The organism is Janthinobacterium sp. Mn2066, from assembly GCF_049319705.1.
In the GTDB taxonomy this organism is placed as follows: domain Bacteria; phylum Pseudomonadota; class Gammaproteobacteria; order Burkholderiales; family Burkholderiaceae_D; genus Janthinobacterium.
On the sequence record NZ_JBMOUF010000002.1, the window covers coordinates 372133 to 388251 of the forward strand.

General features: G+C 62.0%; 14 protein-coding genes. 9 read left to right on the forward strand and 5 right to left on the reverse strand.

All coding sequences use genetic code 11. The features are described from left to right. Nucleotides 1-181 precede the first annotated feature (181 nt). Nucleotides 182-667, reverse strand: coding sequence for a dihydrofolate reductase (locus tag ACL9RI_RS04975; RefSeq protein ID WP_422725471.1), 486 nt, complete (start codon nucleotides 665-667; stop codon nucleotides 182-184). Between the two features lie 41 nt (nucleotides 668-708). Beyond that, nucleotides 709-1467 carry an alpha/beta fold hydrolase gene (locus ACL9RI_RS04980; protein WP_422725472.1) on the reverse strand — a complete coding sequence of 253 codons (759 nt, stop codon included), beginning with the start codon at nucleotides 1465-1467 and terminating at the stop codon, nucleotides 709-711. A 140-nt stretch (nucleotides 1468-1607) separates the two neighbouring features. Here ACL9RI_RS04980 and ACL9RI_RS04985 point away from each other — a divergent pair, with 140 nt between their 5' ends. The 3 genes from ACL9RI_RS04985 to ACL9RI_RS04995 all read left to right on the forward strand — a co-directional run bounded on the left by ACL9RI_RS04985 (nucleotide 1608) and on the right by ACL9RI_RS04995 (nucleotide 5142). Next, on the forward strand, nucleotides 1608-2948 hold the full coding sequence (locus ACL9RI_RS04985; protein ID WP_422725473.1) for a VWA domain-containing protein: 1341 nt from the start codon (nucleotides 1608-1610) through the stop codon (nucleotides 2946-2948). 122 nt (nucleotides 2949-3070) lie between these two features. Continuing rightward, complete coding sequence (locus ACL9RI_RS04990; protein ID WP_422725474.1) at nucleotides 3071-3739, forward strand: heavy metal response regulator transcription factor; 669 nt, start codon at nucleotides 3071-3073, stop codon at nucleotides 3737-3739. Then, nucleotides 3736-5142, forward strand: coding sequence for a heavy metal sensor histidine kinase (locus ACL9RI_RS04995; protein WP_422725475.1), 1407 nt, complete (start codon nucleotides 3736-3738; stop codon nucleotides 5140-5142). Before ACL9RI_RS04990 ends, ACL9RI_RS04995 begins: the two co-directional genes overlap by 4 nt. A 54-nt stretch (nucleotides 5143-5196) precedes the next feature. On the opposite strand, the gene ACL9RI_RS05000 is transcribed toward ACL9RI_RS04995, so the two are convergent. After that, nucleotides 5197-6168: a thymidylate synthase gene (locus ACL9RI_RS05000; protein WP_422725476.1), complete on the reverse strand. Its 972-nt coding sequence runs from the start codon at nucleotides 6166-6168 to the stop codon at nucleotides 5197-5199. A 197-nt stretch (nucleotides 6169-6365) separates the two neighbouring features. Here ACL9RI_RS05000 and ACL9RI_RS05005 point away from each other — a divergent pair, with 197 nt between their 5' ends. Beyond that, a complete protein-coding gene (locus ACL9RI_RS05005) occupies nucleotides 6366-9143 on the forward strand; it encodes a bifunctional diguanylate cyclase/phosphodiesterase (RefSeq protein WP_422725477.1) in 2778 nt (925 codons plus the stop codon). Between the two features lie 149 nt (nucleotides 9144-9292). Further along, entirely contained in the window at nucleotides 9293-10726 is a 1434-nt protein-coding gene (locus ACL9RI_RS05010; protein ID WP_422725478.1) for an OmpP1/FadL family transporter, read from the forward strand. A 90-nt stretch (nucleotides 10727-10816) separates the two neighbouring features. Here ACL9RI_RS05010 and ACL9RI_RS05015 read toward each other — a convergent pair whose 3' ends face one another. Together ACL9RI_RS05015 and leuE are read right to left on the reverse strand one after the other, a co-directional pair. Continuing rightward, nucleotides 10817-11896, reverse strand: coding sequence for a threonine aldolase family protein (locus ACL9RI_RS05015; protein WP_422725479.1), 1080 nt, complete (start codon nucleotides 11894-11896; stop codon nucleotides 10817-10819). A 21-nt stretch (nucleotides 11897-11917) separates the two neighbouring features. Next, nucleotides 11918-12586 carry a leucine efflux protein LeuE gene (gene leuE, locus ACL9RI_RS05020; protein ID WP_422725480.1) on the reverse strand — a complete coding sequence of 223 codons (669 nt, stop codon included), beginning with the start codon at nucleotides 12584-12586 and terminating at the stop codon, nucleotides 11918-11920. Nucleotides 12587-12798: 212 nt separating this feature from the next. Between leuE and ACL9RI_RS05025 the strand changes: the two genes are divergently transcribed. The 4 genes from ACL9RI_RS05025 to ACL9RI_RS05040 are packed head-to-tail and all read left to right on the forward strand — an operon-like array spanning nucleotide 12799 to nucleotide 16061. Further along, entirely contained in the window at nucleotides 12799-13398 is a 600-nt protein-coding gene (locus tag ACL9RI_RS05025; RefSeq protein WP_422725481.1) for an RNA polymerase sigma factor, read from the forward strand. 3 nt (nucleotides 13399-13401) lie between these two features. Further along, a complete protein-coding gene (locus tag ACL9RI_RS05030) occupies nucleotides 13402-14073 on the forward strand; it encodes a zf-HC2 domain-containing protein (protein WP_422725482.1) in 672 nt (223 codons plus the stop codon). Next, nucleotides 14073-15362 (forward strand): S8 family peptidase, encoded by a 1290-nt coding sequence (locus tag ACL9RI_RS05035; protein WP_422725483.1) that lies wholly within the window; start codon nucleotides 14073-14075, stop codon nucleotides 15360-15362. Before ACL9RI_RS05030 ends, ACL9RI_RS05035 begins: the two co-directional genes overlap by 1 nt. Then, nucleotides 15363-16061: a TorF family putative porin gene (locus ACL9RI_RS05040; RefSeq protein ID WP_422725484.1), complete on the forward strand. Its 699-nt coding sequence runs from the start codon at nucleotides 15363-15365 to the stop codon at nucleotides 16059-16061. Nucleotides 16062-16119: the final 58 nt, after the last annotated feature.

A 16119-nucleotide genomic window follows, 5' to 3' on the forward strand; every position in this document is an offset into this window, starting at 1 on the left:
CATAAAAAAATTAAGAACGGGATTCTCGCAGAAATGCAGCGTCTGCGGGAAAAAAATATCATATAGAAACTACAAAAAACCTGCCTTAGCTTGCCTCAACGGTGTGACAGCGCCATGACAACCGTATGACAGCGCCAGAACACGGCATTGACAGCAAGATTCTTGCTTCGAATCTGGTATTTCAGGCTTTTCTTTGCAGGGTCACAAAGGCATACGGCAAACCCGAATTGGCCGCCACGTGTTCTTCCCGCGCCGTTTCTTGCCACTCGGCACGGTCGATGGCCGGGAAAAACGCGTCGCAAGCGTAGGTCTGGGCTATCTCCGTCACGATCAGGCGCTGCGTCAAGGCCAGCGACTGCTTGTAGATTTCGGCGCCGCCGATCACATACGCTTGCGCACCGTCCAGCAGGGCAATCGCCGCTTCCACGGAAGTTACCGCTTCCACGCCCTCGTGGCGCCATGCGGGATTGCGCGTGATGACGATGTTGCGGCGGTTCGGCAGCGGCCGGCCGATCGAATCAAACGTCTTGCGGCCCATGAGGATCGGGTAGCCCGTGGTCAGCCGCTTGAAGTGGGCCAGGTCTTCCGGCAGTTTCCATGGCAAGGTATTGTTGATGCCGATGCCGCCTTGCTGGTCGGTGGCGACGATGATGGTCAGTAAGCTCATTGATTGATTCATTTGGTGGGCGCACAGCGCTATGCCCGTCATTATCGTTGAAATTGCGGTTGAAATTGCGGAAGTGCTCCAAATGTCTTCAAATGCGCGCGCATGGCGGTCGCCAGTTCCTCTGGCTGTTCCAGCGGAATCATGTGGCCGCTGGCGCCGCTCACCATGTGCAGGGTCGCATGCGGCAAGCGCTGCGCCATGGCCCGCAAGTCGGCGGCCGGCACCAGTTGATCGTCCTCGGCGCCGACGATCAGCACGGGAAAAGAGCATGCAGGCAAGCGGTCCATCAGGTCGGGCCGGTGAATGGTGGTGGCAAATTGCGTCAGCAACACGTCCTTGCCCAGGTCGAGGCCCATTTGCTCGATCACGCCCGTGATGGACCCATCTTGCAAATGACTGGGATGCAACAATTCGCGCAGGCGCTGGCGCGTGATGCCCGCATAAGCGTTGCGTTTGAGCATGTTGGCGATGCGCTCGCGCGCTTCAATTTCTGCCGGCATCAAGCCCCTGGCGGAATTGGCGATCAGGATCAGCGATTTTATCCGCTCCGGATGGGCCACTGCATGTTCGATGGCCAGGTAGGCGCCCAGCGAAAACCCCACCAGGTGCGATTGCGGTGCGCTGTGGCTGGCGATCAATTCCTGCATTTGCTGGCGCGTACTGGCTTGCTGCAAGGGAATATAGTTGCAAACGTAAGCCTGGCCCAGCCTTGAGGCCAGGGGCGCCCATAGCCGTTCGTCGCACAGGGTGCCGGGAATCAGGTCCAGCCGCATCGGGTCTTGCGGCAAGTTGTTCGTCATGGTCACAGTATGTCTTGTTTGTTATCGCGGCATTATCGGTCATTTTGACGATCACGGTCGAGCGCGGCACAGTTGGGTGCAGGCTTTCCACAAGGCATTATGTTAGGCTGGCCGCGCTCTTATTTTCTGCAAGGAAGAACATGGATGTACTGTCAAAAGGCCAGCGGCTGCCGCTGGCACAACGCGTGCCAGATGGCGTATTGGAGGTTGGCGTCGCGGTACAGGGATTGACGCTCGATTTTGCCTGTTTCGGCCTCGATGGCGCCGGCAAGCTGTCGGATGAACGTTATATGACCTTCTTCAACCAGCCGCGCACGCCGTGCGGCGGGGTGGAAGTGCGGCCCGCCAGCGGTGGCGACCATGCCGCCTTCGCTTTCCAGTTGCCGCGCTTGCCCGCCGGCATCGAGCGCATCGTGGTGGCGGCCAGTATCGATGGTGGCGCCGTCATGTCGCAGATGGCATCCGGTTATCTGCGCCTGCTGGCAGGCGGGCGCGAACTGGCCCGTTTTCCGTTTGCCGCCGCCGATTTCGCGCAAGAAAAAGCCGTCATGCTGGGCGAACTGTACCGCAAGGATGGCGCTTGGCGTTTCATGGCTGTCGGACAAGGTTTTAATGGCGGCCTCGATGCGCTGGTGCGCCATTTTGGTGGCGAAGTGGCCCCCGCTACGGCCCCCGCTACGGCTCCCGCTACGGCTCCCGCTAGTGCGCCGGCAAAGATAGCCCTGGAAAAGCGCGTGGCGCGCGAAGCGCCGCAACTGGTCAGCCTGGTCAAGCAGGCCGGCGTGTCGCTGCAAAAGGTCGGCCTGTCGGCGCACCGCGCCAAGGTCTGTCTGTGCCTCGATATTTCCGGCTCCATGGGGCGGCTCTATAAAGAAGGGCTGGTGCAGCAGTTTGCCGAGCGCATCCTGGCGCTGGGCTGCAAGTTCGACGACGATGGCGAGATCGATGTGTTTCTGTTCGGTAAGGATGTGCACCATCCAGACCCGATGGACCTGGGCAATTGCACCACCTATGTCAAGCGCGCCATTCAACTGCATCCGCTGGAAGGCGATACCCGCTACGGCAAGGCCATGCAAGCGATCCGCGCGTTTTATTTCCCCGATGCCCAGGGCCAGGAGCGCAGCCGGCCGTTGAAGGCCGAGTTGCCCGTGTACGTGATGTTTGTCACCGATGGCGGCACCAGCGACCAGGCCACGACTGAAAAACAGTTGCGCTGGGCCAGCAATGAAGCGATCTTTTGGCAATTCATGGGCATCGGCAAGGGCCGCAAGTCGAAAAGCAAGTTTTTGGCCGCGTTTGCCGATTCGGATTTCCCGTTCCTGGAAAAGCTCGATGAGCTGGGCGGGCGGCTGATCGATAATGCCAATTATTTTTCCGTCGGCTCACCCGACGAGCACAGCGACGCCGAACTGTACGACTTGCTGATGGCGGAGTATCCGGACTGGCTGAAGCTGGCGCGGCAGCATGGTTTGCTGGCGTAAGATGGTGCAGTCGGGTAGCGCATTTGTCATTTTTTTGTCATTTTTGTGTCATGCCGCTGTTGCCGTGCTTGCGCCATACTGTGATCATCATGGATCATGAACAATAGAAAGGGAGCGCCGGCATGAGAATCCTGGTCATCGAAGACGAACCCAAGGCGGGCGAGTATATGCGCAACGGCTTGACGGAAGCCGGCTATGTGGTTGACCTGGCGCAAAACGGACGCGATGGCTTGTTCATGGCGCAAGAGTTGCGCTACGACTTGATCTTGCTTGACGTGATGATGCCGGAAATGGATGGCTGGGAAGTCATGCGCAAGCTGGGCACCGGCACGCCCGTGCTGTTCCTGACGGCGCGCGGCACCCTGGATGACCGTCTGAAAGGCCTGGAGCTGGGCGCCGACGATTACCTGGTCAAGCCGTTTTCGTTTGCGGAATTGCTGGCGCGCATCAGGGTAGCCTTGCGGCGCGGCCAGCAAGTGCGCCAGGACGACGTGATCGCCATCGCCGACCTGCAGATCGACGTACCCAAGCGCAAGGTCGTGCGCGCTGGCACGCGGGTCAGCCTGACCAACAAGGAATTCAACCTGCTGCACTTTTTTGCCTCGAACCAGGGGCAAGTATTGTCGCGCTCGCTGATCGCTTCGCGCGTGTGGGACATGAATTTCGACAGCGACACGAATGTAGTCGATGTCTCCGTGCGGCGCTTGCGCCAAAAGATCGACGAACCGTTCGCCACCCGGCTGATCCATACGGTGCATGGCGTGGGCTACCGTTTCGAAGAGGAAACATGAAGCTGGCCGGACAATCGCATTCGCTGATCAACCGGCTGGCGCTGCTGTTCGCCTTGCTGACCTTTGCCGCCACGGCCACGCTTGGTTATGCCTTGTACCGGGCGCTGGAACAGCAATTGACCGTGCGCGACGATGCGGCGCTGGTCAACCGGGTCGACCAGCTGCGCACCTTGCTGCGCGATGTGGACGTGGTGGACCTGATACGCCAGAAACCGCATCTGTTCGCCAATATGCTGGGCAACCGCGAAGCCTTGCTGGTCTTGCAATATCCGGGCCAGGCGCCGCTGATCGAAGTCAATCCCGGCAACAGCCGCTTGCCCGACGTCAAGCCGGTGGCGGCCGATACGCCGCTGGCGCTGGACGCCGTGCATCATCGGCTCGAATCGGACGGCACGCCGTTTATCGCCGTTTCCGCCGCCGCCATTACCAGCCATGCGCAAGCGCCCTTGCTGATCACCTCGGGGCGCTTGCTGACGGAACGCACGCGCATGCTGGGCAATTACCGCGACCAGATCGTCTTGCTGGCAGCCATCATGTCGGTACTGAGCGCGCTGCTGGCCTACTGGATCGCGCGGCGTGGCTTGTTGCCGCTGCGCAAACTGGCCGAGCAGACGGGTGCGATCGGCATCCGCAATCTGTCGGTGCGCATCGATACGGTGGGCGCACCGCAAGAGCTGTTGCCGCTGATTACAGGATTCAATGGCATGCTGGACCGGCTGGAAAGCAGTTTCACGCAGCTGAGCCAGGTCTCGGCCGACATGGCGCACGACTTGCGTACGCCCATCGGCAATATGCTGGGCCAGACGGAAGTGGCGCTGGGCCAGCGCCGCGACGTGGAGTATTACCAACGGCTGCTGGGATCGAATTTCGAAGAACTGCAGCGCCTGTCGAAAATGACCGACAGCATGCTGTTCCTGGCGCGGGCGGAGCACGCCGATCACGTGATCGAGCGCAAGGCGGTCGATGTGCAGGCGGAATTCCAGCGTCTGGCCGATTATTTCGAAGGTCCCGCCGAAGAGCGCGACGTGCGCCTGGTGCTGCATGGCGAGGGAACCGTCTGGGCCGACGCCGTCCTGCTGCGCCGCGCCCTGGCCAACCTGCTGGCCAACGCCGTGCACTATGCCGAACCGGGCAGCGACATCGTCCTGGCGGCAAACCACGGTGCGGATGGCACTACCATCACGGTAGAAAACACCGGCCCCACCATCGCCGAACACCACCTGGCCCGGCTGTTCGACCGCTTTTACCGCGCCGACCCGTCGCGCCATGCATCGTCATCCTCCAGCGGCCTGGGCCTGGCCATCGTGCGCAGCATCATGACCTTGCATCAAGGAAAGTGGAACGCCGAAAGCCGGGATGGCGTGACGTGCTTCAGTCTGTTTTTCCCGACAGCCCAGCAATAAACGCGACGAAGCTGGCGCAAGCGATGGCGCGTATATCCAGCGGTGCCGCCGCCATCAGACCGCCATGGGCGCCGTGATGGGGGCGTGGTGTTCGTAACCTTGCAGCGAGAAATCGGACGGTTCGATCTTTTCCAGCCATTCCGGTTCGTATTTGCCTGTCTTGGCAAATTCGGGCACGCGGTCCGAGATGAGGAACTGGGGCGCCGGGAAGGGCGCGCGGTTCAATTGCTCCTTGACCATCTCCAGGTGGTTTTCATAGATGTGGGCGTCGCCGATAAAATAAGTGAACCAGCGCGGCGTGTAGCCGGTCAGACGGGCGACCAGGTGCAGCAGGGCCGCGCCTTCGGCGATATTGAAGGGCGTGCCCAGGCCGATGTCGTTGCTGCGTACATATAAACACAGCGAGATTTCGCGCGTATTGGCGTTCGGGATGAACTGGTACAGCAAATGGCAGGCGGGCAGGGCGACGGCGTCCAGCACGGCCGGGTTCCAGCCGTGGAACAGGATGCGGCGGCTGCCGGGATTGTGGATGATGGTATCGAGGCACTCGCGCAACTGGTCGACGGCCTTGTACAGCAATACTTTTTGCACACCGTCTTCGACGATGGGCGCAACCACCGTAAAGCCGTTTTTCTGCGCATCGGCAATTTGCTCGGCCTGCTTGGCGTCGAGCAGTTTGTAGGCTGGCCACTGGCGCCATTGCACGCCGTACACGGGGCCCAGGTCGTCCTCGCCTTCGCGATACGGGTTGGCCAGCCATTGGGCGTTTTCATTGGCGTTCTGGTCCCATACCTTGCAGCCGAGCGCGCGGAACTCGGCCGCATTGCGCGAAGCGCGCAGGAAGGCGCACAATTCGCCGATCACGGATTTGAACGCCAGCTTTTTGGTGGTGACGGCTGGGAAACCATGGGCCAGGTCGAAACGCATCATGGCGCCCGGCACGCTCAGCGTACGGATACCCGTGCGGTTGTCTTGCCAGCTGCCCGTTTCGAGGACGGTTTTGATCAAATCTTGGTATTGCTGCATATTGTGCTCCGGCGTTACTACGGTAAGGATGGTGATTGTAACGCAGCGCGGCGGACCGGGCGAGGCTGCCAGGGTGGTGAACCTTTACATAATATTGCAGGCGTCACACCTTACTTTTTAACTCTGTGGTAACTTGTGTGTCTCCAGAGTAACAATATAGAAACGGCAGATGCTGCACCATGTTTTTGCGACAATTTGTGAATAATAATAACGCTGCCGTGGTGGAAATGAGCCGCACTGATTTCCTCAAGGCCAATCTGCGCCTGATCCTGGCGTGGCCCTTGCTCTGCCTGGCGCTGTGCGCCGTGCTGTGGACGGCCACCTTGCTGCAGCTGGAAGCGGAAAAGAAGGTGGCGCAGCAGCAGGCGCTCGACAGTGTGGCCTCGCTATCGAAGGCCTACAGCCAGTATCTGCTGCGCACCCTGGAGCAGATGGACCAGCTGACCCTGCAGCTGAAATACGAATGGGAAAAATCGCAGGGCCGGCTGCGGCTCGATGAATTGAAGACGCAGGGCATGTACGCCTTGCCGCAATTTGCCATCGTGGCCATCCTCGACCGCAAGGGACACGCCGTCACCGCCACGGCGCCCTTGCAGCGCTTGCGCACCAGCGAGCGCAGCGATTTCCTGCTGCGGCACTGGCGCAGCAATTCCAGCGCCTTGCGCATCGGCCTGGGGCGCGTCAATGACGGCGTGGCCAAGGGCGATGACGACACCCTGGTGCACTTCACGCGCCGGCTGGAAGATGCGGATGGCAATTTTGACGGCGTGCTGCTCATTTCCATCCACTCGGCCTATTTTTCGGAGTTCTACGACAGCGTCAATTTCGGCAAATTCGGCATGTCGGCCATGGTGGGCGAAGAGGGCGAGCTGTTCAGCACGCGCCTCGGTACACGCGTCCTGCCGGTGCAGGGCACGCCCTTCTTCGATACCAGTTTCCTGGAAACGGATAGCGGCTCGATCCAGTCGGGTGGCCGGGTGGCGTTTTCCGACAAGCAAGCCCGCTACGTGGGCTGGCAAGCCTTGAAAGCCTATCCGTTTACGGCCGTGGTAGGCCTGGCCGACGTGGAAGTGCTGCATCCCTACGAAGAAACGCGCACCATCTATATGTGGATCGCGGCGGCCGTCAGCCTGCTGCTGATGGGTTTTACCGTGATCGCCACCGTGCTGTCGCTGCGCCTGGCCTGGCGCCACCACCTGTCGGCGGGCGTGCGCAATGCCTACCGCATGGCCACCGAAGGCACCAGTGACGGCTTTTATATCATCGCCGCGCTGCGCGATGAAGCGGGCGCGATCATCGATTTCGAGATCGTCGACTGCAATGAGCCGGGCGCCCGCTTCTTTGGCGTGCGGCGCGACCAGTTGCTGGGCATGCGCATGCAGGAGCGCGCCCATGAACAGTATTTCCGCGACCTGATGCACAGCTACCGGGCCGCCATGGAGTCCGGCTTCTCGGAAGAGGAGATCGAGCTGCAGGAGGGGAACCCGTTCCAGCTGCGCTGGATACGCCGGCGCCTGGTGCGCAGCGGCGAGCGCCTGGCCGTCACCTTGCAAGACATCAGCACGGCCAAGGAACACGAGCGGGATTTACGCCGCCTGGCCAACGAAGATGGCCTGACGGGGCTGCCGAACCGCCACTGGCTGCAGCAATTCCTGCCCAATGCCCTGGCGCGCGCGGCCATCGATGGCCATATGCTGGCGCTGCTGTTCATCGACCTCGATGGCTTCAAGGATATCAATGACACGCAGGGCCACGCGCAGGGCGACAAGGTGCTGCGCGCCGCCTCCTTGCGCCTGAAAGCCGTGCTGCGGCCGGGCGACCATGTGGCGCGCCTGGGCGGCGACGAATTTATCGTCATCCTCGATCCGATGGAAGACGAGGAGCGCGCCGAGCAGGTGGCGCAGCGCATCGCCCTCGCTTTCGATGAACCGTTTTACCTGGGGCTGGAGCGCCACAAGATGGGCGCCTCGATCGGCATCAGCCTGTATCCGCGCGACGGCAGCGAGACCGATGTGCTGTTGAAGAATGCCGACATCGCCATGTACGCGGTGAAGGCGGCGGGCAAGGGCCATCACCGTTTCTTCCAGCCCGAACTGTTTGAAACCATCCGCAACCGGCGCGAACTGGAGCAAAGCCTGGTGTCGGCGCTGGAGCAGGACCAGTTCCTGGTGGTCTACCAGCCGCGCGTGGACGCCATGAGCGGCCAGCTGTGCAGCATGGAGGCGCTGGTGCGCTGGATGCATCCGCTGCACGGCATGGTGCCGCCGCTGGAATTCATCGCCGTGGCCGAAAGCAGCGGCCTGATCTCGCAGCTGGGCGAAGTGGTGATCGAAAAAGTCTGCCAGCAGATGGCGCGCTGGAAGGGCTATGGCATGGAGCTGGTGCCGGTCTCGATCAACGTCTCGGCGCGCCAGTTCGGCCGCGGCGACGTGCATGAAGTGCTGGCGTCGGCGCTGGCCCGGCACCGCATCGAGGCGCGCCTGATCGAAGTCGAGATCACGGAATCGGCCATGATGGATGAACAGAACCGCGCCGTGGAACAGCTGGCGGCAATCCGTGCGCTGGGCGTGCGGCTGCTGGTCGACGATTTCGGCACCGGCTATTCCTCGCTGTCGCAGTTGCAGAAGTTTGCCATGGATGGCTTGAAGATCGACCGCGCCTTCACCATGGAGCTGGGCCGCTCGGAGCAGGGCGAAGTGTTCGTGCGCGCGATCCTGTCGATGGCCCATGCGCTGGGCATGAGCGTGGTGGCCGAAGGGGTGGAAACGGCCGAGCAGCTGGAGATCCTGCGCGCGCTGCAGTGCAACGAAGTGCAGGGCTATTATGTGTCGCGCCCGGTGCCTGCCGAGCAGATGCTGGAACTGATGCTCAAGCGCTTCCTGATCCCCCAAAAATCGCGCGTCCTGCCGCCGTACAGCGCCGTTGCCGGGCACGCTTCCCCGCTTGTTGTCAGCCTTGAAAGTCCCTCGAAATAAAAAGAGCGACCGTTCGCTTTTTTTTAAAAAATATTATATGCTGCATGCATGCGGTCCTGGATTGGAGTTCACGACCGCATGTCAAGCCAGGCGGGCGCAGTCGATGCCCGATGCTAAATAAGCAAGCCATATAATAAAGAGAGACTCAATTGAAAATTAAATACCTTCCTCTGATTGTTGCCGCCGCATTGGCCGGCATGTCGACCACCGCCCAGGCTTCCGGTTACCGTTTCGGCTCGCAAAGCGTGTCCGGCCAGGGTACGGCCGACGCCAACGGCGCCGAAGCTGCCGACGCTTCCACCATCTTCTACAATCCGGCCGGCCTGTCGCGCCTGGACGGCACGCAAATCGTTGGCGGCGGTACCCTGGTGCTGCCGCATTCCTCGTTCCAGGACACCGGTTCGACCACCTTTACGGGACGTCCGACGACGGGCGCCGCCAAGGATTACGCGCCCGACGCCGTCTTCGCGCCGGCCGTCTACGCCAGCAAGAAAATCAACGACCAATGGACCATCGGCGCCGGCCTGTTCGTGCCATATGGCGCCAAGCTCGATTATGGCAATCAATGGAGCGGCCGCTACGCGATCACCAATATCAAGCTCGAAGCGATCGCGCTCAATCCATCGGTGGCCTTCAAGCTCGATGAACACCACTCGTTTGGTTTCGGCATCACCGCCGAATACATGAAGGCGGAACTGGGCCAGGCCGTAGACGTGCCGGGCACGGTGGCGTTCCTGAACGCCCACGCGCCGGCCGCGGCGCAAGCTTTCCTCGGCAATATCGCCCAGACCCAGGGCCTGGCTGCCGCGCAAGCCGCCGGCCTGGCGCTGAAAAATGCCGGCGATGGCCATGCCGAGATGGATGGCCACGACTGGGGCTTCGGCTTCAACCTTGGTTATCTGTACCAGCTCAATGAAGGCACGCGCTTCGGTATTTCCTACCGCTCGTCGATCTCGCACAAGCTCAAGGGAAGCACCATCTGGGACTTCTCGCAAGTGTCGAACAACGCCGCCGTGAATGGCTTTATTTCTGCCGCCTCGGGCAAGGTCAATTCGCAGGCGCTGGTTGAAGTGCGTACGCCGGAAACCCTGTCGCTCAACGCCTTCCACCAGTTGGACGCCAAATGGGCGCTGATGGGCGACGTGACCTGGAGCCGCACGTCGCGCCTGCAAAACCTGGACATCCAGTTCCCGCCGACCGCTGAAGGCGCTGAGCGCATCCGCCAGAACTGGAAGGATACCTACCGCATTTCGCTCGGCACCAATTACAAGTACAGCGACAACCTGCTGCTGCGTGCCGGTATCGCCCACGACCAGGCGCCGGTGCAGAACGATGAACTGCGCCACCCGGCCTTGCCGGACAGCGACCGCATGCAATACTCGATCGGCGCCAACTGGAAGCTCAATGACAAGTCCTCGCTGGACCTGGCCTACAGCTTCCTGGACTTCAAGGACGCCGGCGTGAACTACACGAACAACTGCTCGCCCGTGACGCCTGGCTGCACCGGCAACGGTGAAACCACCAAGGGCCTGTTCAAGACCCGCATGCAGTTGCTGGGCGTGGCTTACAACTACAAGTTCTAAGCGATGCCCTGATGTGAAAAAAGCGCCTGCGGGCGCTTTTTTTGGGGTCGTACCCTGCAGGTACGACCCCGGCCATTCAAGGGTTTCCTCTTAAAACCCTTGCACCAGCAAAGCGAGTGCCTTGCGTACTTGCTGGTCTTCCATCCCCAGCAAATTATCGCCCACATACCATTCCACATAGCTGTGGCCGGGCAGGGCGGCGTGGCTGGCGCGGCCGAACAGCCAGATGCCGTGTTCGCGCGCCACCTGGTTGCGGATGGCGATGGCCTTTTCGCGCGAGACGGGCAGGTGCAGGTGCAGCATGTTCGCTTGCGGTTTGGCCGGGTTGACGGCGATGGCGGGATAGTCGCGCAGCGTCTCGTACAGCCACAGGGTGCGCGCAAAATACTGCGGCATGGCGGTCAGGCGGGCATCGAACTGCATCGCGGCGGCCACCACGTACGGCGTGCGGTGATACGTGTTGCCGCCCTGGCGGTGCAGCCAGGCGCGCGCGCGCCCGATAAAACTGCGGCTGCCGGCCAGTACGGCGCCACCCATGCCGCCCAGTCCCTTGTATAGCGATACGTAGGTCGAATCGAAGCCGGAGCAGATGGCGGACAGGCCCTGGCCGAAGGCGGCCTGGGTTTCCCACAGGCGGGCGCCGTCCATGTGCAGGTGGATGTTGTTGGCCTTGCAGTGGCGCTTGATGGCTTCCAGTTCTTCCCACGAAGGGCACTGGCCGCCGATTTCACGCATCGGCAGTTCCAGCTGCACCGCGCCCAGCACATCGGGCACGGCGCGCAGGTCGTCCGCCGTCCATGGCCGGTGCGGGTCGCCGATGCTCAAGCCCTGGAAGGTGCCGAACAGCTCATGGTTGCTGCGTTCGTGGCGCAGCACGTGCGCCGTCGGGTGCAATGCCACCAGTGATGAACCGCGGTCCTGGCAGGCCAGGCGCATGGCGACCGATTGCGCGATGGTGCCCGTGACGCAGAACACCGCCGCTTCATAGCCGAGCAGGCTGGCGATCTTTTGTTCGAACTGCCCGATCAACGGACCCTCGCCGTAGATGTCGTGGACGATATTGTTGTCGGCGCACCACGCAGACATGGCGGCAAAGGTATCGGCCGGCGTAGGCTGGCGATGGCCCGGCAGGGCGGTGTGGCATTGCAGGCGCAGTTCGGTCTCGGTCAAGGTTGTCTCCGGTGATGACGATTACAGGGTGGCGGTGGCCAGTTTCGCGCCGAAGCCGATGAACATGACGCCCACGCCGCCGCCCATGCCGGCCGACAGGCGGCGACGGCGGCGGAAGGCGTCAGCCAGGCGGGCGCCGGCGAAAATAATCGCTGTCAGATAGGTAAAGCTGCAAATCTGGCAAATCAGGCCCAGTCCGATGAAGGATATGGCAGGCGAGTGGAATTGCGGATCGACGAACTGGATGAAGAAGGAAATGAAGAACAGGATGGCTTTCGGATTCATCAGGCTGATGATCAGGGCCTTGCGAAACGGATTACTCTCTTGCACGGCAACGACCGGCGTGGCCGTGCCATTGGCGTCGCCGGCGCGCAGCTTGCGCCAGCAGCCGATCAGCATCTGCAGGCCGATCCAGCCCAGGTAGGCGGCGCCGATGAATTTAATCACGTGGAACAGGGCCGGGCTGGTTTTCAGCAAGGAGGCCACGCCGCAGGCGGACAGCACCATCAGGATGATGTCGCCGAGAAAAATGCCGCAAGCGCCCTGGTAGGCGGTGCGCACGCCGCGCTGGGCGGCTACCGACAGTACGTACATGGAATTGGGGCCGGGCAGGATGACGATAAAGATCGTGCCGAGTAAAAAAGTCCAAAAATCGGTAATGCCAAAGTTGGCGTGCATCAGGGCGTTCATGTATTTCCAAATAAGAAAGAGGACTGCCAGCGAGGGCGGCGGGCAAGGGGTGCGCGCGGCGCAAGTCCCTATTTTACTTGTTTTAGGCCGTACTCCGGAGCTTGCGCAGCCGGTAAAATAGGGGCTGCTATCGTCCCCCGGAAGTTTGAACGCGACGGATTGAACCTTTTTATGCCGGCACGGTATAAACGGTTGAAAATGGAGAATTGTCGATGTTCGGATTACTGAGAAAAAATACCGAGTCGCCGCAGGCCAGGACTGGCCATGGCCGCGATGAATCGGGCGACTTGCGGCTGATCGGCCAGATCATCGATGGCGACCGGCGCGCCTTTGAAGCCCTGTACCGGGCGTATTTTTCGCGGCTGGCGCGGTTTCTCGACCGCATGACGCACAATACGGCGCTGATCGAAGAAATCATCAACGATGCCATGCTGGTGGTGTGGCGCCGCGCCGACACGTTTGACCGCAGTTGCAAACTGTCGACCTGGATCTTTGCCATCGCCTACCGCACGGCGCTGAAGGCGATCGGGCATCGGGACGAACCGGTCGATGCCGACCCGGATTTGCTGTTTGGCGATGCCATGCACGAGCCGGAGGCCGGTTTCATCCAGCAGCAGTTGCAGCAGCGCGTGGGCCAGGCGCTCGGCATGCTGCCGCTGGAGCAGCGCATGGTGGTCAACCTGACGTATTACCATGGCATGGGCTATGAAGAGATTGCCGGCATCATGGAATGCCCCGTGAACACCGTCAAGACGCGCATGTTCCATGCCCGGCGGCGCTTGAAAACCTTGCTGGCCGATACGGCGGAGTAAATCATGAAGACAGGAAAAATAGTGGACATCGACGCCTCGACCCACCAGAAAGTACAAAAACTCTTGCCCTGGATGCTGGACGACAGCTTGAGCGGCACCGAACGGCTGATGGTGCACGACCATTTGCTGCAATGTGCCGAATGCCGCGCGGACCTCGACTGGCAGCGCCAGGTGCAGTCCGCACAGCCGGCCATGCAGGCAGAACCCGACGTGGAGCGGGCCTTTGCCGCGCTCAGCGCGCGCCTGGAACCGCACAAGCGCGCCCGGCGTCCCAGGCAGGGAATTTCTGCCTGGCTGCAGAATGCCTGGAACAGCTTGCGCCCGGCGCCATGGCAGCACTGGGCGATGGCGGCCCAATGCGCGCTCATCGTCGGCCTGGGACTGGTTTTGCTCAAGTCTCCCGCGGACGGGCCGGGCCAGTTCCATGCGCTGTCGGCAGCGGATAGCGCGGCTGCGGCCGGTAATGTGATGGTGCTGTTCAAGCCGGAAACGCCCGAGCGCGAACTGCGCCGCATCCTGCAGGCGCATGGCGCGCATATCGTCGATGGCCCGACTGTCACCGATGCCTATGTGCTGTACCTGCCGCCGGCGGGACGCGAGGCAGCGCTGGCCGCCTTGCGCCGGGAGCCTGCCGTGGCGCTGGCCGAAGCGCTCGATGGCGGGGCAGGGCGGTGATGCGCGTTGCCCGTTTGCTGGCGGTGGCGCTGCTCGCTGGTGCTGCGGCCGCTGCCTCGGCGCAGTCACGGCCGGCTGCCCTATCTGCGCCCGCTGGACAAGTCGCCGAGGAACGCCAGGTGCTGGTGATGCTGCATTTGCCGGCGCCGCATTTCCGGCCCGATTCCGGCTATTCCGGCGCCTATACCGACAATACGGGCCATGGCGCGCGGCGCCGTATCGCGGCCGAACTGGCGCAGCGCCATGGCTTGACTTTGCTGTCCGACTGGCCGATGCCGGTGCTGGGCATCGACTGTTATGTGATGCAGGCGCCGCCCGGCGTGGCGCGCCAGCAGGTAGTGGCGCAACTGGCGGCCGATCCACGCGTGGAATGGGCGCAGCCGATGGCCAGTTTCAGCGCGCTTGAAAGCAGCAGCGTTCGCGACCCTCAGGTGCACGATCCTCTGTATGCCACCCAGCCAGCCGCGAAATTCTGGCATATCGCCGAACTGCATGCCCACGCCACGGGCAGCCGGGTGCAAGTGGCGGTGATCGATAGCGGCGTCGAAAGCGACCATCCCGACCTGGCGGGACAAGTGGCGCTGCAAGAGAATTTTGTCGATGGTTCAGCCTATGCGGCGGAAAAGCATGGCACGGCGGTGGCGGGGATTATCGCCGCCAGGGCGGGCAACGGCATCGGCATCGAAGGCATCGCGCCCGGTGCGCGGCTGATGGCCTTGCGCGGCTGCTGGGAAGAGGCAGACCATGGCACGCGCTGTAACAGTTTTACCCTGGGCAAGGCGCTCAACTTTGCGTTGTCGCACAAGGCACAGGTCATCAACATGAGCTTGGGCGGGCCGTCCGATATATTGATGAAGCGGCTGGTCGATGTGGCGCTGTCGCGCGGCGTGACGGTGGTGGCGGCTGTCGATCCGCAACTGCCGGGCGGCGGTTACCCGGCCGCGTATCCGGGCGTGATCGCCGCCGCCAGCATGCAGGAGCAGGCGTCGCTTCCCGCACTGGTAGTCGCCCCAGGCCAGGATATTCCCACCACCGTGCCGGGCGGGCGCTGGGGGCTGGTCAACGGTACCTCGTTTTCTGCCGCGCATGTCTCGGGCATGGCGGCCTTGCTGGCCGGCCTGCATCCGAACGTGCCCGTGAAACGCAGCGATTTCTGGGGCGGCAGCGCCCTGGCAGGCGGCATCGACGCCTGCGCCACGGTCTTGCACGCCATGCCGCACGCGGCTGGAGATTGCGCTTGCGCCTGCGCTCCCGTACTATCTTCCAAGGCGAACAAAACCACTGAATAAATGACCCCTGCCGTAGCACGCCGCAGCCTGGCGCTCCTGATGTTGTTGTCCTGTGGCGGCGCGCTGGCGCAGCTGAGCACCACTGCATCCCTCGTGTCCGATTACCGCGCGCGCGGCGTCTCGCTCAGCGATGGCGAACCGGCGCCGCAGCTGACCATCAATTACGATCATCCGCAAGGCTGGTATCTGGGCGGCTTCGCCAGCAGGGTCAACTTGCGCGGCGTGGAAGACAGCACCCAGCTGGTCACCTACGCCGGTTATGCCCACTTGCTCAGCCCCGGCCTGAGCTGGGAAGCGGGCGCCAGCAAGTCCTTCTTCCAGCGCGGCGCAAAGTATGCCTATGCCGAAAGCTTTATCGGCCTGGCCACGGAAAACCTCAGCGGCCGCCTGTCGTATGCGCCCCATTATTTCGGCAAGAAGGATGGCACGCTGTATGCCGAATTGAATGGCAATGCACCGTTGAGCGACAGCATGCGCCTGGTCGCCCATTTCGGCTTGCAGCGTTCTCCTTCACCAGCCGGTATCGCCTTGCCCACGCCGACCTACCGGGCCGACCTGCGCGTGGGCCTCAATCTCGACATCGATTCCTGGAAACTGCAGCTGGCCTGGCTGGCGGCGCAGAAAAAACATCCGGCCTATGTGTACCGCGATGGCGGCCATCCGCAGACCTGGGTTGGCAGTGCCGGCTATGAATTTTAAAGAAGTGAAAAAATTTTTGCGTTTGGCTTAAACCTTTTTTCTCCGGCGCGGCATAGAC